Annotated in this window: 18 protein-coding genes; 13 read left to right on the top strand and 5 right to left on the bottom strand. The window is 70.7% G+C overall.

Annotated elements, in window-relative coordinates:
- The first annotated feature begins 87 nt into the window (after positions 1 to 87).
- The 6 genes from ACFQE5_RS16065 to ACFQE5_RS16040 all read left to right on the top strand — a co-directional run bounded on the left by ACFQE5_RS16065 (position 88) and on the right by ACFQE5_RS16040 (position 8,064).
- On the top strand, positions 88 to 1,344 hold the full coding sequence (locus tag ACFQE5_RS16065) for an NAD(P)/FAD-dependent oxidoreductase (RefSeq protein ID WP_379585965.1): 1,257 nt from the start codon (positions 88 to 90) through the stop codon (positions 1,342 to 1,344).
- Positions 1,345 to 1,430: 86 nt separating this feature from the next.
- Positions 1,431 to 2,417, top strand: coding sequence for a phosphotriesterase family protein (locus ACFQE5_RS16060; protein ID WP_379585963.1), 987 nt, complete (start codon positions 1,431 to 1,433; stop codon positions 2,415 to 2,417).
- Between the two features lie 5 nt (positions 2,418 to 2,422).
- Positions 2,423 to 3,964 carry a class I adenylate-forming enzyme family protein gene (locus ACFQE5_RS16055; RefSeq protein ID WP_379585962.1) on the top strand — a complete coding sequence of 514 codons (1,542 nt, stop codon included), beginning with the start codon at positions 2,423 to 2,425 and terminating at the stop codon, positions 3,962 to 3,964.
- A gap of 86 nt (positions 3,965 to 4,050) precedes the next feature.
- Positions 4,051 to 5,985, top strand: coding sequence for a primary-amine oxidase (locus tag ACFQE5_RS16050; RefSeq protein ID WP_379585959.1), 1,935 nt, complete (start codon positions 4,051 to 4,053; stop codon positions 5,983 to 5,985).
- 43 nt (positions 5,986 to 6,028) lie between these two features.
- Positions 6,029 to 7,453, top strand: coding sequence for an APC family permease (locus ACFQE5_RS16045; protein WP_379585957.1), 1,425 nt, complete (start codon positions 6,029 to 6,031; stop codon positions 7,451 to 7,453).
- 59 nt (positions 7,454 to 7,512) lie between these two features.
- On the top strand, positions 7,513 to 8,064 hold the full coding sequence (locus ACFQE5_RS16040) for a hypothetical protein (RefSeq protein WP_379585956.1): 552 nt from the start codon (positions 7,513 to 7,515) through the stop codon (positions 8,062 to 8,064).
- Between the two features lie 39 nt (positions 8,065 to 8,103).
- Here the strand turns inward: ACFQE5_RS16040 and ACFQE5_RS16035 are convergent, their stop codons facing one another.
- Entirely contained in the window at positions 8,104 to 8,478 is a 375-nt protein-coding gene (locus tag ACFQE5_RS16035; protein WP_379585954.1) for an OsmC family protein, read from the bottom strand.
- Between the two features lie 688 nt (positions 8,479 to 9,166).
- Here ACFQE5_RS16035 and ACFQE5_RS16030 point away from each other — a divergent pair.
- The 7 genes from ACFQE5_RS16030 to ACFQE5_RS16000 are packed head-to-tail and all read left to right on the top strand — an operon-like array spanning position 9,167 to position 13,991.
- Positions 9,167 to 9,346 (top strand): hypothetical protein, encoded by a 180-nt coding sequence (locus ACFQE5_RS16030; RefSeq protein WP_379585952.1) that lies wholly within the window; start codon positions 9,167 to 9,169, stop codon positions 9,344 to 9,346.
- A gap of 16 nt (positions 9,347 to 9,362) precedes the next feature.
- Positions 9,363 to 11,102 carry a fumarate reductase (quinol) flavoprotein subunit gene (gene frdA / locus ACFQE5_RS16025; protein ID WP_379585951.1) on the top strand — a complete coding sequence of 580 codons (1,740 nt, stop codon included), beginning with the start codon at positions 9,363 to 9,365 and terminating at the stop codon, positions 11,100 to 11,102.
- 4 nt (positions 11,103 to 11,106) lie between these two features.
- Positions 11,107 to 11,850 carry a succinate dehydrogenase/fumarate reductase iron-sulfur subunit gene (locus ACFQE5_RS16020; RefSeq protein ID WP_379585949.1) on the top strand — a complete coding sequence of 248 codons (744 nt, stop codon included), beginning with the start codon at positions 11,107 to 11,109 and terminating at the stop codon, positions 11,848 to 11,850.
- Complete coding sequence (locus ACFQE5_RS16015) at positions 11,847 to 12,275, top strand: hypothetical protein (RefSeq protein WP_379585947.1); 429 nt, start codon at positions 11,847 to 11,849, stop codon at positions 12,273 to 12,275. The genes ACFQE5_RS16020 and ACFQE5_RS16015 overlap by 4 nt, the downstream gene beginning before the upstream one ends.
- Entirely contained in the window at positions 12,275 to 12,619 is a 345-nt protein-coding gene (gene frdD / locus ACFQE5_RS16010; protein ID WP_379585945.1) for a fumarate reductase subunit FrdD, read from the top strand. The genes ACFQE5_RS16015 and frdD overlap by 1 nt, the downstream gene beginning before the upstream one ends.
- A 29-nt stretch (positions 12,620 to 12,648) precedes the next feature.
- Complete coding sequence (locus ACFQE5_RS16005) at positions 12,649 to 13,818, top strand: acyltransferase family protein (RefSeq protein ID WP_379585943.1); 1,170 nt, start codon at positions 12,649 to 12,651, stop codon at positions 13,816 to 13,818.
- The gene (locus ACFQE5_RS16000; RefSeq protein WP_379585942.1) at positions 13,800 to 13,991 is read left to right on the top strand and encodes a hypothetical protein; all 192 of its coding nucleotides are present in this window, start codon (positions 13,800 to 13,802) and stop codon (positions 13,989 to 13,991) included. Before ACFQE5_RS16005 ends, ACFQE5_RS16000 begins: the two co-directional genes overlap by 19 nt.
- Before the next feature lie 45 nt (positions 13,992 to 14,036).
- Here ACFQE5_RS16000 and ACFQE5_RS15995 read toward each other — a convergent pair whose 3' ends face one another.
- Genes ACFQE5_RS15995 through ACFQE5_RS15980 form a run of 4 tightly spaced genes read right to left on the bottom strand, consistent with a single transcriptional unit; the run spans position 14,037 to position 18,578 of the window.
- Positions 14,037 to 15,029: a hypothetical protein gene (locus ACFQE5_RS15995; protein WP_379585940.1), complete on the bottom strand. Its 993-nt coding sequence runs from the start codon at positions 15,027 to 15,029 to the stop codon at positions 14,037 to 14,039.
- Positions 15,026 to 16,783: a GMC oxidoreductase gene (locus ACFQE5_RS15990; RefSeq protein ID WP_379585938.1), complete on the bottom strand. Its 1,758-nt coding sequence runs from the start codon at positions 16,781 to 16,783 to the stop codon at positions 15,026 to 15,028. Before ACFQE5_RS15990 ends, ACFQE5_RS15995 begins: the two co-directional genes overlap by 4 nt.
- 45 nt (positions 16,784 to 16,828) lie before the next feature.
- The gene (locus ACFQE5_RS15985) at positions 16,829 to 17,470 is read right to left on the bottom strand and encodes a hypothetical protein (protein ID WP_379585936.1); all 642 of its coding nucleotides are present in this window, start codon (positions 17,468 to 17,470) and stop codon (positions 16,829 to 16,831) included.
- A 13-nt stretch (positions 17,471 to 17,483) separates the two neighbouring features.
- Entirely contained in the window at positions 17,484 to 18,578 is a 1,095-nt protein-coding gene (locus ACFQE5_RS15980) for an alpha/beta fold hydrolase (RefSeq protein ID WP_379585934.1), read from the bottom strand.
- Positions 18,579 to 18,760: the final 182 nt, after the last annotated feature.

The raw sequence follows: 18,760 nt of genomic DNA, 5'->3' as shown, positions 1-18,760 counted from the left end.
CGTCCAGATTGTCGCAATCGCACGCAGACAGGCCGGGTACCCAGGCGCAGTATCGGATCCATCCGCCTGTCGTCGAAGGAACCCCTGATGGTCCCCGCCGCAGCTGTCCCCGACCGCGTCGCCGTGATCGGCGCGGGCATGATCGGCCTCGCAACCGCCTGGTTCCTGCAGGACCGCGGTGTGGCGGTCACCGTGCTCGACCGCACCGGGGTCGCCGCCGGCTCGTCCTGGGGCAACGCGGGCTGGCTCACTCCCGGCCTGGCCACGCCGCTGCCCGAACCAGCGGTGTTTCGGTACGGGCTGCGCGCCCTGCTCAGCCCCGCCTCCCCGGTCTACGTACCGCCGCGCGCGGATCCGCGGCTGCTGCGGTTCCTGGCCGGCTTCGCCCGGCACAGCACGACGGCCCACTGGAAGACGTCGATGGCCGCGCTGGTCCCGCTCAACCGCCGCGCGCTGACCGCGTTCGACGCGCTGGCTGCCGGCGGCGTCAGCGCCGAGACCGTCGAGGCCAAGTCCTTCCTCGCCGCCTACCGCGCCGAGGCCGAACGCGCGGTGCTGCTCGAGGAGCTCGAGCACATCAACGCCGCGGGCCAGCGCATCGAGTTCGACGTGCTCAGCGGTGCCGAGGCCCGCGAGGTCGAGCCGTCGCTCTCGGATCACGTCCGGGCCGCCATCCGGCTGAACGGCCAGCGCTTCCTCGACCCGGGCCGCTACGTGCTGCAGCTGGCCGAGAGCGTGCGGCGGCGCGGCGGGACGATCCGCGACGGCGCCGAGACCGTCGCGATCCGCGCCGGCTCCGGCGGCGTCGAGATCGACCTGGCCGGCGGCGGAACCGAAGCGGCCGACGCGGTGGTGATCGCCACCGGCGCCTGGCTGGGCGACCTTGCCCGGCCGTTCGGCGTCCGCATCCCGGTGCAGGCAGGCCGCGGGTACAGCTTCAGCATTCCGATCGAGCACGTGCCCGCCGGACCGGTCTACCTCCCGGCGCAGCGCGTCGCCTGCACGCCGCTCGGCGACCGGCTGCGGGTCGCCGGGATGATGGAGTTCCGCTCCCCCGGGGCGCCCCTTGACCCGCGGCGGATCCGTGCGATCGCCGACGCGGCGCGTCCGCTGTTGCGCGGCGCCGATCTCGACACCCGTACCGACGAATGGGTCGGCTCGCGCCCCTGCACCCCGGACGGTCTGCCGCTCATCGGCACCACCCGGTCGCCGCGGGTCTTCGTCGCGGGCGGCCACGGCATGTGGGGCATCACCCTGGGGCCGGTCACCGGACAGCTCCTCGCCGAGCGGATCACCACAGGCCATCCCCCCGCGGAGCTGGGCCCGTTCGACCCGCTCCGCTGAACCCCGCGGCCGTCCGCCCCCTATTGACCGTTTCGTGTGATCAGCACCACGATCGAGCTGCGTGCTGTTTCCGGGAGGAGGCGTCAATGGCGACGGTCGAGACGGTACGTGGACCGATCGGGGTCGACGAGCTGGGCGTGACGCTCATGCACGAGCACGTCTTCGTGCTCACGCCCGACGTCCTGCAGAACTACGGCGCCCCGTGGTGGGACGAGGAGGAACGCGTCGCCGACGCGATCGGCAAGCTGCGCGCGCTCGCGCAGGCCGGGGTCACCACGATCGTCGACCCCACGGTGGTCGGCCTCGGCCGCTACCTCCCCCGCGTGGCGCGGATCAACGCGGAGGTCGACATCAACATCGTGGTGGCCACGGGCCTCTACACCTTCGACGAGATTCCGCATTACTTCCACTACCGGGGGCCCGGCACGCTGCTCGGCGGGCCGGAGCTGATGACCGAGTTGTTCGTGCGCGACATCCGCGAGGGCATCGCCGACACCGGGGTGAAGGCGGCGTTTCTCAAATGTGTGGTCGAGGAGCGCGGGCTGACCCCCGATCAGACCCGGGTGCAGCGGGCGGTCTGCGCGGCACACCACGAGACCGGGGCGCCGATCACCGTGCACACCAACGCGGCGCACCAGACCGGTCGGCTCGCCATGGAGTTCTACGCGAAGGAGGGCGTCGACCTCACCAAGGTCGTCATCGGACACTCCGGGGACACCAACGACCTCGGCTATCTCAAGTGGATCATGGATCAGGGCGCGACGATCGGCTGCGACCGGTTCGGTCTCGACCTGTTCAATCCGACGGCGGACCGGGTCGCGACGATCGCGACGCTGTGCGAGCAGGGCTACGCCGACCGCATCGTGCTTTCTCACGACGCCGCCTGCTACATGGACTTCTTCTCCGGCGAGACGGCCCAGCAGGCGCTGGCGCAGACCGCACCCAACTGGCACTACCTGCACATCAGCACGGACGTGCTGCCCGCGCTGCGGGAACGGGGCGTCACCGACACGCAGCTCACCACGATGCTCGTGGGCAACCCGCGCCGCTACTTCACCCCGAAGGAGGGTTGATCCCCATGCCGATCGAGCCCTACCCCCGCGGGGCCGCCCCGTTCGACACCTCGGGGATCGAGCGCGACGCCCGCGGGATCGCGCACTACACCACCGACCTGCCGAGCTCTCTCGTCACGATGGTGCGAAGTTCGGTCGAGCGGTTCCCGGACGTCGAGGCGCTGGTCGAGATCGGCGGGGAACGGTTGAGCTACCGGCAGCTCTGGGACCGCGCGGCCCGCGTGGCCGGCGGGCTGACCGCGGCCGGTGTCCGCCGCGGTGACCGGGTGGCCAGCCTGCTGCCCGCCGGGGTGGACTGGGTGCTGGGCTTGCTCGGCACGCAGCTGGCCGGTGCGGTCGCGGTACCGGTGAACACCCGGTTCGCGCAGCCTGAGATCGACTATGTGCTCACCGACTCCGGCGCCACGTTCGTGCTGCGGCCCGGCGAGCCGCTGCCCGACGGCCCGCCACGGGCGCAGGAGGACCTCGCCCCGTCCGACCTCGCCGCCATCTTCTACACCAGCGGCACCACCGGCTTCCCCAAGGGGGCGATGACCAGCCACGAGAACTTCTTGTCCAATGTGGAGACAGCGGTGCGGGTGATCGGCCTCGATCGCACCGAGGGTCCGACGCTGCGAAATCTCGTCTCGGTGCCGCTGTTCCACGTCACCGGGTGCAACAGCCAGCTGCTCGTGCAGCTCGCGATCGGCGGCACGACGGTCGTGCTGCCGACCTTCGAGGTCCAGGCCTTCCTGCGCGCCGTCGTCGACGAGCGGATCAACCTGCTGACCAGCGCGCCCGCGATCTACGCGCTCGCGGTCGCCCAGCCGAACGTCGCCGAGTTCGACGTCAGCGCGGTGACCCGGGTCGCCTACGGCGGCTCCCCGATCGCCCCGTCGCTGGTGCGGCGGATCCAGGACCGGTTCCCGAACGCGCGGGTCGGCAACGGCTTCGGGCTCACCGAGACCTCCTCGATCGCGACCTTCCTGCCGCACGAGTGGGCGGCCGAGCACGTCGAGTCGGTCGGTTTCGCCGCGCCCGTCGTGGACCTCTCGCTGGACCCGGTGGACCCGGCGAGCGAGGTCGGCGAGCTGCTCATCCGCGGCCCGAATGTGGTCGCCGGCTACTGGAACAAGCCCGACGCCACCCGGGAGACCTTCGTCGAGGGCTGGCTGCGCAGCGGCGATCTGGCCCGGATCGACGCCCAGGGCCTCGTGTACATCGTCGACCGGGTCAAGGACATGATCAACCGCGGCGGGGAGAACGTGTACTGCGTCGAGGTGGAGAACGCGCTGGCCGGCGCCCCGGGGGTGGCGGACGCGGCGGTGGTCCCGGTTCCCGACGAGGTGCTGGGCGAGAAGGTCGGCGCCGTGGTCGTGCCGTTGCCCGGCAACGAGTTCGACGCCGACCGCGTGGTCGCCTACCTGCGTGAACGCCTCGCCGACTTCAAGGTCCCGCAGTTCTTCGCCGTCCGTACCGAACTGCTGCCGCGCAACCCGGGCGGAAAGATTCTCAAGCGGCAGCTGCGCGAGAACACGAGGTGGGGCGAGCCGGTGCATGGCCGCTGAGCGTCGCGTTGACGCGCGTGGGGATCGACTACCGGCCCGAACCGAAACCCTGGTGTGATTTTCCTCTCAATGACATTGTAGGCAGCGTGACCACGACGCAACAGCGCCCAGCTCGGGCCTCCACCGTTCATCCCCTGGAGCCGCTGTCCGCCGAGGAGATCACTCGCGCGGTCGGCCTGCTGCGCGAAGCCGGGCATCTCGGCGACGCGTCCCGGTTCGTCTCCGTCGTCCTGCATGAGCCGCCGAAGGCCGCGGTGCTCGCCTTCGACCACGACGGCACCGTCACCGCCCGGGAGGCGGCCGCGATCGTGCTCGACAAGTCCGGCGGGCACACCTACGAGGCCGTCGTGTCGCTGTCGGACGGCGTGGTGACCCGCTGGGAGCACGTGCCCGGCGTGCAGCCGCAGGTGCTGCTCGAGGAGTTCTTCGAGTGCGAGACGATCGTCAAGTCCGACGCCGAGGTCCAGGACGCGCTGCGCCGTCGCGGCATCACCGAGTTCGACGGGGTGATGGTCGATCCGTGGTCGGCCGGGCACTACGGCGACGAGGAGGCCGGGCGCCTGCTGCGCGCCCTGGTCTGGATCAAGTTGGACGGCCCGGACGACAACGGGTACGCCCACCCCGTCGAGAACCTCATCGTCTATGTCGACACGAACGCCAAACGTGTGGTGAAGATCGAGGACCACGGCGTCATCGCCGTCCCGCGGCAGCCGGGCAACTACGCGCCGGACGCGGCGGACGTCCCGGCACCGCGCACCGACCTGAGGCCGATCTCGATCACCCAGCCCGAGGGAACGTCGTTCACCGTCGACGGGCACGAGGTGCGCTGGCAGAAGTGGCGCCTGCGGGTCGGGTTCACCCCGCGCGAGGGCCTGGTGCTGCACACGGTCCGCTACACCGACGGCGACCGCGAGCGGTCCGTGCTGCACCGCGCGTCGCTGTCGGAGATGGTCGTGCCCTACGGCGACCCGGCACCCACCCACCGGCGCAAGAACGCCTTCGACGCCGGGGAGTACAACATCGGCACGCTCGCGAACCCGCTCGAGTTCGGCTGCGACTGCCTCGGCGAGATCTACTACTTCGATGGCGTCGTCGCCGACGGCAACGGTGACCCGGTGACGATCCCGAACGCGGTGTGCCTGCACGAGGAGGACTACGGCCTGCTGTGGAAGCACACCGACTTCCGCACCGACAAGACCGAGGTCCGCCGGTCGCGGCGACTGGTGATCTCGTTCATCGCGACGGTGGGCAACTACGAGTACGGCTTCTTCTGGTACCTCTACCAGGACGGGACGATCCAGTTCGAGGTCAAGCTGACCGGAATCATGTCCACCGGCGCCGTGCCACCGGGCACCAGGCCGACGCACGGCCAACTCCTCAACGCCGACGGCCTCTACGCCCCGATTCACCAGCACGTGTTCAACATGCGGCTGGACTTCGACGTCGACGGCGTGGCCAACTCGATCTACGAGATCGACACCGAGACCGACCCGGCCGGTCCGGAGAACCCGCTGGGCAACGCCTTCCGCACCCGGGAGACGCTGCTGGACACCGAGCTGGCCGCGCAGCGGCGGATGAGCCTGGACCGGGCTCGGTACTGGAAGATCGTCAACCCGCACGAGCGCAACGCCGTCGGTGAGCCGACGGGATACGCGCTCAAGCCGCGCGACAACGTCGTGCCGCTGGTGCGGCCCGAGGCGAGTGTGCTGCGGCGGGCCGGCTTCATGGCCCACCATCTGTGGGTGACGCCCTATGCGGAGCGGGAGCGGCATGCCGCGGGCGAGTACCCGAACCAGCATCAGGGCGGCGAGGGGCTGCTCCGCTGGACCGCGGCGGACCGGCCGGTGGCCGACACCGACCTCGTGGTCTGGTACACCTTCGGCTCCCACCACGTCGCGCGGCTGGAGGACTGGCCGGTGATGCCCGCGCAGTACGCCGGGTTCTCGCTGCAGCCGACCGGGTTCTTCGACCGCAATCCCGCGCTGGACGCGCCGCGCCCGATGAATGGGCACTGCCGCTGATGGGACACTGCCGCTGACCATTGACTGATCGGGGAGGCCCCCGATGGACAACCACGCTGTCGGCACGGAACAGCCCAGGCTCGAAAAGACGCTGGGAACGTGGTCGGTCTTTGTGGCGGGGGTCGGCCTCGTCGTCGCGGCCAGCACCCTGGTCAGCGATTTCGTCGGCTATTTCACCATCGGTCTGGCCTTTCTCATCGCCCTGTTGATCGCTTTTCTGATCAATCTGTTCCTCGGCCTGTCCTGCGCGGAGCTGTCCACCACCTATCCGCGGGCCGGCGCGCTCTACGAGTACGGCGCGCGTGCGATCCCCTGGCGGGGAGCCTCGGCGATCACCGGCATCTTCCTGGCCTTCGCGTTCTACGGCATGTTCGGCCTCGTGGGCGCGCTGGAGATCTCGGCGGGCTCCTTCGGGCTCCAGGCGCTGTTCAACGCCACCGGCAGCCTCACCCCGTGGATCGTCGCGATGACGGTGCTGGCCGTGCTGCCCAATCTCGCGCACGTGCGGACGATGGCGATCATCGAGGCGATCGTCCTCGTCGGCATGCTCGCCATCCGGTGGCTGTTCGGCCTCGCCGGTTGGGCCGGGTTCTCCAACACCGGATCGTGGTCGGCGAGCAACTGGGCCGGCGAGATCGGCGTCTTCGAATGGTCCGCCATCCTGGCTGCCCTGGCCCTGGCCTACTGGAGCTTCGTCGGCATCGAGTTCGTCGCGCCGTTGGCCGAGGAGACCCGCAACCCCCGGCGCAACCTGCCGGTCGGGATCATCCTCGGGCTGCTCGCCATCCTCGCCACCTCCGCGTTCATGGGCACCGGCGTGGGCGGCACGCAACCCCTCGGACAATGGGCCACCACCGCGCTGGGGCCGGCCGGCTGCGACGGCAGCTGCCCGCAACTGGTGGTGGGTGACGCCATGTTCGGCGGGTGGGGACGCGGCCTGATGGCATTGGCCACCGCGGCCGCCACGTACACGTCCATGGTGATCGTGCTCGCCGCGATGCCCCGGATTCTCTACGGCGTCGCCCGCGACGGTTACCTCTTCGGTCCGCTGTCGCGGGCATTCGCCTACCTGCACCCCCGCTTCCGCACGCCATGGGTTGCCATCCTCGTCACCGCGGCGCTGTACTGCGTCGTCGCGATCTTCTTCCATGACGTGGTCGCCCTCATCTTCGCGGGCACCTATGCCTGGGTGATCATTTACATTTTCTGGCACCTGCTGGTCATCATCTCCCGCTTCACCAACCCCACCGTCGCCCGGCCGTTCCGGCTCCCTCTCGTGGTGCCGATCATCGGCGCTGCGGGCACGGGATTCGCGCTCTATTTCGCCTTCCAGGGACTGCACGCCACCTACGGCATCATGTCCCTCTACATTTTCGCCGGTTCCCTGCTCGCCGCGCTGATCTCCTACGCGCTCGCGCGAAAGACGCCGCACCCGGCTTCGGCCTCCGACGGGGGCGGGCCGGAGTGACCGCGCGCGGCGACGCGAGGGGCCGCCCATCCGAGCACCCGCCGGGGCCGCTGGCACCGTTGTCGCTGCGGCATCGCGTTTCGCTGCTCTACGCGGGCCGCCGCCAGACGATTCTCGAGGTCGCCGTCGAGGCCATGCGCCGGGCCGGGCTGGATCCTCTCGTCGAACCGCAACACCGATACGCCCGAGGCCGGATCGGTCAGCACATCGCGATCGAGGTGGGCTTCGCGACCTGTTTCCGAATCTTCGGCGCCCTCATCGACACCCTGTGGACCGGAACGAACGAGGAAATACGACGGCCGATCGCCCCACTCGGCTATCGCTTCGGGCGCCCCGGCCGATTCGTCCCGCGAACGAGGGGCGACACGGCCCGACGGTGGGCGGACGCGCTCGGCTCGGACCCCGCCCTCCGGCCGCTGATCGCGCGCGCCGAGCTCGCCGAGATCCGCCTCACGGAGTCCCCGCAGGGACGGACCGCGCAGCTGCGGCCCCTTGCCGGCACGATCACCGCCCTGTACTTCCCGCCGCTGCCGCCCTACACCGTCCGGCTCCGCCCCGACGAGGCGGACGCCCAGCTGGAGCTCCTCACCCGCCTGCTCACCGGTCCCTAGCCGGAACCGGTGAGCCCTCGACTCTCAGGTACGTGACGGTCAGGTCCTCATCAGTGGCCGGTTCGACCAGCTCAATTTGAACTCGACGCCAGATTCACGAAACAGGGCTGCCATGGGGCAACGTCGCTCCAGCTCACTCGTGAAGTGAGCGAACTCCTGTTCGGACATGTTCGTCTCCACCGCGACGTTGAGCTCGACGTCGTTGAAGTTCGGCGAACCCTCCTCGCCGAATACGAGGACCGCGTTGCTGAGGTGCGAGGTGAGGTCGACCTCCCACTCACCCAGCTCCGCACCCTTCATGCCGGTTGCCACGATCCTGCCGGTCACCTGGGTGCAGGCCACGAGCGACGCCAGGACCATGTCGAGCGGGCTCAGGTAGGACTCTGTGCCCCCGAACGCGGGGTGCCCCTCCATGGTCGCAGTGTGTTCGGATCCTTCGACAGAAACCGTCGAGAGGACACCTGTCCCCTTTCCGTGCAGAGCAAACGGAATGATGGATGCTTTGGACAATCTCTTTTCCTCCAGCACAGAGCATGTGACGGCGATAGCTCGAACTCATATTTCAGACACGTTCACGCTCGTTCCATCGAACCTCCGGAGAAGCTTCGGTCAGGGGGTATCCACATAGTGGGGCTCGGTCGGTCGATACGCGTGTTCCAGTCAGATAAGGAGCGCCGTATCTGAACGTCCGTCTTTCGTAGTGGACCATAGCGGCGGATTTAATGCGTCGAACTTTCTGTGGCAGAGGTCACAGCATGGGTACGGTTCGAGGATGTGCCCGTGCCCGCCCGCGGAGAGCGGGGCGGAGTTCGGCCACCGTCCTTGCTGCGCGACACCGCAGCCGCGGAGCGCCACCGCAGCTCACAGCCCCACCGGGACCTCGCGCCCGGGCTACGGGACCAAACTCGGGATCCCACCCAATTCGTGCTTGACTCGGCCGCCCGCAGGCTGTGCCATGTGCAGCGAACGCGTCACTCGTGGCCGTTCCCTCCACCACGACCCCGCGCCGCGCCTGGAGCCGATCGGCCCCGCTGTGAGGAGGTGGACCGTGGTCGGTACGAGCACCGGATTCACCGGGGAAAGCGCCCCGTGCGGACGGCGAGTGAGCGGCAGCCGCTATCACGAGGATGACGGCTCCGGCATGGTGTGCGACGACGTCCGCTACGACTGCGGCTGCCGGGAGATCTCGCACCAGTTCCACGACGGCAGCTGCCGCACCCGGGTCACCCGGCACGACGGCAGAGTCCTGGTGAACCAGCTGTCCGCCGAACACGCCGAATGAGCGGGGACGCTCCGGCATGGCGGACCACGACGTCGTGGTGGTGGGCGGTGGCGGTGCCGGGCTGCGGGCCGCCATCGCCATCGCGCAGACCCATCCGCGCCTGAACGTGGCGATCGTGTCCAAGGTCTACCCGATGCGCAGCCACACGGCCTCGGCGGAGGGTGGCGCCGCGGCGGTCATCGCGACCGGTGACACCCAGGACGAGCACGCCTACGACACCATCTCGGGCAGTGACTGGCTGGCCGACCAGGACGCGGTCGAGGCGTTCGTCGCCGAGGCACCGCGCGAGCTGCGGACGGTGGAACACTGGGGCTGCCCGTGGAGCCGCAGGTCCGACGGCGAGATCGCGGTCCGCGCGTTCGGTGGCATGCAGAAGATGCGCACCTGGTTCGCCGCCGACAAGACCGGATTTCACCTGCTGCACACGCTGTTCCAGACCTCGCTGCGGTACGAGCAGCTCACCCGCTACGACGAGTGGTACGTGACCCGGCTGCTGGTCGACGAGAACCGGGTGCACGGCGTGGTCGGCATCGAGCTGGCCACCGGCCGGATCGAGGCCGTCACCGGCCGGGCCGTCGTGCTGTGCACCGGCGGATGCGGGCGGGTGTACCCGTTCACCACCAACGGCAACATCAAGACCGGCGACGGGATGGCGCTGGCCTATCTCGCGGGCGCCCCGCTCAAGGACATGGAGTTCGTCCAGTACCACCCGACCGGCCTGCCGTTCACCGGCATCCTGATCACCGAGGCGGCCCGGGCGGAGGGCGGCTGGCTGCTCAACAAGGACGGCTACCGCTACCTGCAGGACTACGACCTCGGCACCCCCTGCCCCACTCCGGTGCTGCGCAGCATGGAGCTCGGCCCCCGCGACCGGCTGTCCCAGGCGTTCGTCCACGAGCAGCGCAAGGGCCGCACCGTGGACACCCGGTACGGACCGGTGGTGCATCTCGACCTGCGCCACCTCGGGACGGCCGTGATCGACAGCAAGCTGCCGTTCGTGCGCGAGCTGTGCCTGCGGTACGAGCGCATCGACCCGGTGCACGAGCTGATCCCGGTACGGCCGGTGCAGCACTACATGATGGGTGGCGTCCACACCGACCTCGACGGCGCCACCGGCATCCCCGGCCTGTATGCGGCGGGCGAGGTCGCCTGCGTGAGCATCAACGGGGCGAACCGGCTGGGCTCCAACTCGCTGCCGGAGCTGCTGGTGTTCGGGCGCCGGGCCGGGCTCGCGGCCGCCGAGTTCGCCTCCGCGGCCGCGACCCGACCGGGCCGGGCGATCGAGACGCAGGTCGCCGACGAGCGGCGGCGCCTCGAGCGGGACCTGCTGGCCCGCCGCGACGGCCGGGAGCGGATCGCCGACATCCGCACCGAGATGCAGCACACCATCCAGGACTGCGCCGGTATCTACCGCGACTCCGAGTCGTTGGTCGCGGGCGCCGACAAGCTCCAGCAGCTTCGGGAACGGTTCGGCAAGGCCACCATCGAGGACACCTGCCGGACCTTCAACACCGAACTGGTCGCGGCCCTGGAGCTGGGCTTCATGCTGGACGTGGCCGAGACCATCGTGGCCTGCGCGCTGCGCCGCGAGGAGTCGCGGGGCGCGCACCAGCGCACGGACTTCCCGGACCGCGACGATGCCCGGTTCTTGGCGCATTCGCTGGTCGTTCGCGACTCGAGCGGCCTCCCGCGTGTCGACTACCTGCCGGTGACCCTCACCCGCTGGCCACCCGGCGAACGGATCTACGGGAGATGAGCGCATGCCCGACACGATCACGCTGGAGGTCGCCCGCTACCGGCCCGGCACCGATGCCTCGCCGAGGGTCCAGGAGTACGAGGTCCCACTGCGCGAGGAGTGGGCGGTCCTCGACGGGCTGAACTACATCAAGGACCGGCTCGACGGAACGTTGTCGTTCCGCTGGTCGTGCCGGATGGGCATCTGCGGTAGCTGCGGCATGACCGTCAACGGCGACCCGGCACTGACCTGTGGCACCTTCCTCGCCGACTACGCGCCGGGCCCCGTTCGGGTCGAGCCGCTGGCGAACTTCCCGGTCGTGCGCGACCTCGTCGTCCAGATCGACGACTTCCTGCGCAAGCTGCCCACGGTCAAGCCGTGGCTGGTGCGGGAGGACGAACCGGGCGTCGAGGACGGCGAGTTCCGGCAGACGCCCGCCGAACTGGCCGAGTACACGCAGTACAGCATGTGCATCAACTGCCTGCTCTGCTATGCGGCCTGCCCGGTGTACGGGCTCGAACCGGACTTCCTCGGTCCGGCGGCGATCGCGCTCGCCCAGCGCTACAACCTCGACTCCCGCGACCAGGGCGCCCACCAGCGGCTGGACCTGCTTGCCACCGCGGCCGGGGTGTGGGCCTGCACGTACGTCGGCGAGTGCACCACCGCCTGTCCCAAGGGCGTGGACCCGGCCGGCGCCATCCAGCGCTACAAGCTCACCGCGGCGACCCGGACGCTGTGGTCGGTCCTGATGCCGTGGGGTGCGCGATGAGCGAGCGCGCACCCGAGTCCCCGGCGCAGCGGGTCCCGGCCGGACCGTACCGGCCGCGGACGTCGGTGTTCTGGTGGGCGCACCGCCGGACCTACCTGATGTTCGTGCTGCGCGAGCTGTCCTGCCTGTTCGTCGCCTGGTTCGTGGTGTATCTGCTGTTGCTGGTCACCGCTGTCCACCAGGGCAGCGACGCCTACCAGCGGTTCCTCGCATCGAGCGGACGACCGGGGATGCTGGTGCTCAACGTCGTGGCGCTGGCCTTCGTCCTCCTGCACGCGATCACCTGGTTCAACCTGGCCCCGAAGGCCCTGGTGGTCCGGCTGCGGGGGCGGCGGCTGCCCTCCCGGATGGTCGCGGCGGGCCATTTCGCCGCGTGGCTGGTGGTGTCCGGGGTCGTGGCTCGGGTCGTGTTGGGCGGGTGGTGATGGCGAAGCGGTCGTCCGCGGAGGCGGTGGCCTGGCTGCTGTTCAGCGCGGGTGGGGTGGTGTCCGCCCTGCTCGTCCCGGTGCTGCTGCTGTTGGTCGGTGTCCTGTTCCCGCTGGGGCAGTTGGTGCCCACGCACGCGCACCTGCTCGCCGTGCTGAGCCATCCGCTCGCCACGGTCGTGCTGCTCGGGTTGTGTGTGCTGTCGCTGCTGCACTGGGCCCACCGGTTCCGGTACACCCTCTCTGACGGCCTGCGGCTCAGGCGCCTGAGCGTGCCGATCAACCTGCTGTGCTACGGCGCAGCGGTCGCCGGATCCGTCTGGGCCGTGATCGTGCTGTTCTGATGACCCGCCCCCGGCCACGAGATCAGCCGGTGCCGACGCTGCCCGCGGTGCGCCGGGCTCTGCACCGTCGCATCGCGGCGACCCCCGCCTCGCATGACCGCACCGTCGACCTGCTGCGGGCGTTCTGCATCGGCGTGGTCGTCGTCTGGCACTGGGCACTGTCGGTCATCCGCCACCAGGACGGCCAGTACGTCATGGCGAACCCGATCGCCGACATTCCGCTGGCCTGGCTGGCCACCTGGCTGCTCCAGGTCATGCCGGTGTTCTTCCTGATCGGCGGCTTCGCCAACCTCACGGCCTGGGATCGCGCCGAGCGCCGCACATGGCCGTTCCTGCGTCGGCGGCTGGTCCGGCTGCTCCGCCCGGCCGCGGTGTTCCTCGGGGTCTGGGCGGTGTTCCTCGGGGTCTGGGCGGTGATCGAGGCGGTGGCATCGAGCGCGGTGCCGGACCATCCGGGCGTGTCGGCCTACGGCCCGATCGTCGTCACGCCGCTGTGGTTCCTGGCCGTCTACCTGGGGGTGGTGCTGCTGGTGCCGCTGACCGCCGCGGCCCATCGGCGCGCGGCCGGTCCCGTCGTGGCGCTGCTCGGCGCGGCCGTGGTCGCCGTCGACCTGGCGCGTTTCGGCGCCGGACTGGAGGTCTTCGGCGGGGTCAACACCGTCCTGGTGTGGGTGTTCGTGCACCAGCTCGGCTACCTGTGGCGGGACGGGATGCTCGACCCCGTGCCCCGGCGCTGCGCGCTCGCCGCAGCCGGCCTCGTCGGCCTGATCGTCGTGGCCGCGCTCGAGGTCTACCCGGCCTCGATGGTCGCCACCGAGGGCGCCGGGCTCAGCCACATGTACCCCACCACGGCGGGAGTCGCGGCGCTGGCGGTGTTCCAGCTCGGTGTGATCCTGCTGCTGCGCCCGCTGCTGTCGGCCTGGATGCGACGGCAACGGGCGTGGACGGCGGTGGCCGCGGTCAACGCGGTGGCCATGACCGTGTTTCTGTGGCAGATGACGGCGCTGCTGGTGACGCTCGCCCTCGTCCAGGCGATCGGGCTCGCGGTCCACCCCGAGCCCACCGCGGCGTGGTGGGCCCAACGGCCGCTGTGGCTGGTGGTGCCCGCCGTCGTGCTCGCCGGGCTGGTCGCGCTCTTCGGCCGCGCGGAGACCCGCCCGATGACGGGGTACGGACGACCGTGGCCGGGCGCAGGCTGATCGGCGGACGGTGGATCCGCCGGCCCGGCACGCCGACCGGGGCGGGGCTGGCGCTCGACGTGCGCGCGGCGCACCGGTACCTGGTGACGGACGCCGGAGTGCCGAGCGCTACCCGCTCGCCGATCGGCTCCGAACTCCTGTGCGCCGTCGTCGAACAGGCCGACATCGGGTGAGGCGCCGGTTGACGGTTCCACCTCGGACGCGAACGACCGTTCCGGTCAGCGATCCATCAGCGTCCACGCGGCCGCGAGCGAGCGCGCGATCCGCTGCATGACCGCCCGATCCGACCAGTAGTACGGGTGGGCCAAGGGCGTGGCGAAGATCGGGTTCCAGCCGTGCACCGAGACGGCGCGATCCTCGGTGACGACGCGCGCATAGGCCGGGCTGAGGCCACGCATCGGGTAGGCGATGACGTCGTCCGCGTCGTAGAAGTTGACCCACTCGCCCGGCAACCCCGGGTACCGGTCGGCCAGACCCGATCCGGGGAAGGCGATGGGCCGGTCGAGCTCCGCGGCCGGATAGCGCAGGCTCCACAGCGCCAGCGGGCTGCCCATCGTGTAGAACCACCCGAGCGTCTCCCCGCGGGCGAGCGGGGAGGGACCCGCGGCGGCGGCCACGGCCGGGGCGACGAGCGCCCGCCCCTGGTCGGACTGCTGCCGGTCATAGACGTAGTCGCTGGCCAGCACGCTGCCGAAGGAATGGGCGATGACGCAGAGCGGGGCGTCCTCGCCCGCCCGGTCGGCCAGCGCGGCGAGGCCCCGGGCGAAGGTCTCGTGGATGGCGGTGTAGTTGGTCGCGCCCGCGGTGCGGTCGTAGGCGATGACGTCGCCCACGAAGTGAACGACCATCCAGCGCGCCGCCGGATAGCGAAGCGAGCGCAGGCCGCACCGGAAGGGGTTCAGGAGCGAGGCGACGAACGGCACGAGCGCGGCCACCCCGCCTGCGTTGATCATCTTGATGAGCCGGCTCAGTTCGTCGACGAAGGACGGCCCGGTCTGCGCGGGGTAGATCTTCGCGAACAGCTCGCGCTGGCGCCTCTCCAGGTACGGCGCCCAGTGCACGGGCTCGACGACCAGCATGTCCTCGGTGTCGGCCACCGGTACGCCGAGCTCGCGGGCGAAGCCCTGGCGCAGCAGCCGCGTCGGCGTCGCCGCGAAGTCCGGGTCCGAGATCTCGATGCCGTGGACGATCGCGACGGCGATCCGGGTCACCGTGACCCACCCGCCCGCCCCGTCGGGGGCCGGGCCGTCGCCCCGCCGCGCTCGGTGAGCATCCGCGTGCACATCCGGTCGGCCAGCGCCGCGATGGTCAGCGACGGGTTGGCCCCGACCGGGCCGGGCATGACCGAACCGTCGGCGATGTACAGCCCCGGCAGGTTCCACACCCTGCCGTACCCGTCGCACACCCCGTCGTCGGGTCGACGGCTCATCGGCGCACCGCCGAGCGGGTGCACCGTCACCACCCGGCGGAAGAACCACATCGGGTTGTCGACGTACCGGGTACCGAGGTGGTCGGCGAGGCGGCGCATGACGTCGCGGAGCCGGCCGAAGTACTCGATGCTCGTCGCGGTCGTCCACTCGACGTCCAGCCGGCCACCCCGCAAGCCCATCACCCCATCGGGGACATCGCGGCCCATGCCCAGCAGCGGGAGCGCCCCCGCCGCGAGGGTTCCGTCGCCGACGAGCCGCGAGACCTCGCGGCTCAGGCTGGTGTCCTCCCACCTCAGCAGCCATCCCAGCAGCCACCGAGCGAGGAACTCACCGGTCCGCAGGAGCCTGCCGGTGACGTCGGTCGAGTCGATGAGCCACGCGGTGAAGCCGGGATAGCCGCCGTCCTCGACATAGCAGCCGCGCCCGGTCGCGTCCCCGCCGTCGCGCGCGTCGCCGATCCGGATCGCGCTGGTGATGACCGGGCCGCGGCTGGCGTCGACCGTGGTCCCCATCCGGTGGTCGTCGGGCGGCAGCAGGAACGTGAGCAGGTCGCCGTTGCCGCAGAACCGGGTGCCGAGCGCGCGCAGGTTCAGGCCCGGCAGCGTCTCGCGGTTGCGCAGCAGCAGGTAGGTGGTGCCGTACGTCCCTGCGGCCAGCACCAGCCGATCACAGGTGATCGTGTGTTCGGGCAGCTCGCGGGTGGCGGTGCGGTGGCCCTCGGTGGCCGGGTCGTGCACGACGTAGCCGACCTCGTAGCCGCCGCCGTCGCGCCGGCGGATCGTGCGCACCTCGCAGCGGGTCCGGATGTCGGCGCCGTCGGCCTGCGCGGCCGACAGGTAGGTGTGGTCGAGGGAGTTCTTGGCGCCGTCGTTGCAGCCGATGTCGCATTCGCCGCAGAGCCGGCAGGTGCGCCGCGGCAGGCCGTGGATGTTGCCGTGCTTCGGTTCGGCGATCGGCAGCCCGATCCCTGGCTCGGCGCCCGGCCGGGGGGCAAAGCTGATCGCGAGCGGCGGGAGCTGCCAGTCCAGCCCCAGGTCGGCCGCGGCCCGCCGCATCGCCTCGGTCTTCGGCGTGCCGGCGAAGGCCGGGTGCTCCACCGGGTACGGGGTGGCGCCGAGCATCCGCTCGACCGCGTCGTAGTGCGGATCCAGCTCCGCGCGGGTGACCGGCCAGTCCTCGTACCCGCCGTGCGGCAGCGGGTCCTCGTGCACGAACCAGCGCTCGTCCTTGCGCAGCAACACGTTCGCGTAGATCAGTGACCCGCCGCCGAGGCCGCTGGACACCAGCGAGTCGAAGCCGTGGAACGTCCAGACGTCGAACATCCCGTGCAGGCCCTCGCTCGGGTCCCAGAACGCGCGGCCGATCTCCCGCGGGGTGCGGGGAAAGGTTCCGGGTGGATAGGCGCGACCCCGCTCGAGGACGACGACCTCGCAGCCCGCCGCCGCGAGCCGATGGGCGGCGACCGACCCGCCGAAGCCGGACCCGACGATGACCGTGTCGGCGTGCTCGACCGGACGTGACGACTGTGCACTCATGCGCGTCTCCCTCGGCGGGTGCCCCTGATGTCCACCGCGGCGCGGTCAGCCGGTCCGGCGCGCCCGGGCCCGGGGCCGCAGGACGTAGCTCTCGACCAGATTGCGGGCGAACAGGCCGGCGAAGGCCGCCAGCGCTCCCGCGGCCTGCGCGGGCGACGCGGGGTGCAGGACCCGCATCGACAGCAGCAGCCGGACGAGATCGGTGACGCCGAGTCGCAGGATTCCCGCACCGACCACCTCGCCGCCGGCGTCCGGACCGTCGTGCAGGCGGACGTCGAGGGTGGTGGTGTCCGGCCAGAGGTCGAATCCGGGGTCGTCGCGCACGTTCTTGCGCCCGGCCAGGTAGTGCGGGCGCTCGTTCAGCACGACCGGCGCCTCGTAGCGAAACAGGGTGAGGTCCGGATCCTTCGACGGCGCGAAGAGCTGGAACACGCCGTCCCGGAAGGGCAGCCGCTCGACGATCCCGGGGAACTCGATCTCGCCCGCGAGGGTGCCGGGATGCTGCGGCGCAGCGACGAACGCGGCCATGTCGCCGATCGTCACCGTGGCGTGCAGGGTGAGCCGCCAACCGGTGCGCCGGCCGATCCGGGCCCCCTCGTGCGGATCGGTGACGCCCATGGCGAACGGCCCCGTCATCTGCTCCCGGAAGGTCAGCCCGGCAGCAGTGGCCTCGCTCGCCGGAGGCACCGGTTCGCCCACCTCAGGCCCCCTGTCGCTGGAGGAACTCGAGCAGCCGCGGGAACACGTCCTGGTGCACGTCCTTGCCCATGAACACGTCCTGGTGGCCGTAGCCCGGGATGACCTCCAGCTCGTGGCGTCCCGGCGCGACCGCCTCCAGCCGTTCGTAGCACACGATGTTGGAGTCGGTGAACACCCGGTTCTTCTCGCCGGTGACGAACAGGACCGGCGTGCCGACCTCGGCGGCCCCGGCGAGGTAGTCATCCGGCAACGCGTCGTAGCGCGCGTCCCGCCGGTCGAACTTGACCGCCCGGCCGGCCCGGACCATGGTCCGGACGTGCCGGTAGTAGTGCACGCCGGTGGCCCCGTAGAGGTCGCCGCCGCGGGCATGGGTGACCGGGTGCAGCTTGTCGTGGCTGTAGAGCGCGGGCCAGCCGGTGCCCCACATCAGGCTCAACATGTGGCAGGCCGGAACGTCGCACTCCGGATGGACCAGGTCGACGAGGCGGGAGAGCAGCCAGCCCGGGGTGAACCGCGGCTCCTGGTGCCAGTTCGGGTCGAGGTAGGGCAGGCCCAGGACGTACTCCGCGAGATCCGGCGCGACGGCGAGCTTCACCTGCGACCACGGTGGAACGCGCGGCGTGAGCGCCACGCTGTTCGCGATGACGCTGGCGATGCCGCCGACCGCACCGCCGAACAGGCTCATCATGAACGACACCGAACCCAGACAGTGGGCGATGACATGCACGCGCCGCTCGCCCACCACCGCACGCAGCGTTCGCAGCGCGGCCGGGAAGTCGAACAACGCGATGTCGTCCATCGTGAACCGGTGCCGGGCGCGGTTGTAGGGGAACCGATTGCTCATCCGGAAGTCGAGGGTCCACACGTCGGTGAAGCCGTTGTCGAGCAGGAACCGGACCAGATTCCGGTGCTCGGGCATGATGAACATGTCACTGGACGTCGTGAGCCCGTGGATGATCAGGACGACGTCACCGGCCGGGTCACGGACGAACCGCAACATGCTCAGCCCCAGACCATCGTCGGTGTTGAACGGATGCGTCGTGATCCTCGCATCGGGAACGCCCTCGAGCGTGTACAGCGCGATCTCGCGTGTCATGCCTCTCCCCGCTGTCGGGCACGGCATCGACGTCGCGGCGCGGACCGCCGGTGCACGCGGCGTGGGCGTGCGCGATCGGTGAGGGGTGGGGCGTCCGTGCCTCTCGGTCGCCCCACCCGGCCCCTCCCCTGGGCGCACCGTCGGCGCGCTGACCCGCCGGTCCCCCTAGCCGGCGGGTCAGC

The organism is Pseudonocardia hispaniensis, assembly GCF_042658695.1.
In the GTDB taxonomy this organism is placed as follows: Bacteria; Actinomycetota; Actinomycetes; order Mycobacteriales; family Pseudonocardiaceae; genus Pseudonocardia; species Pseudonocardia hispaniensis.
This window is presented reverse-complemented; position numbering and strand designations above follow the sequence as displayed.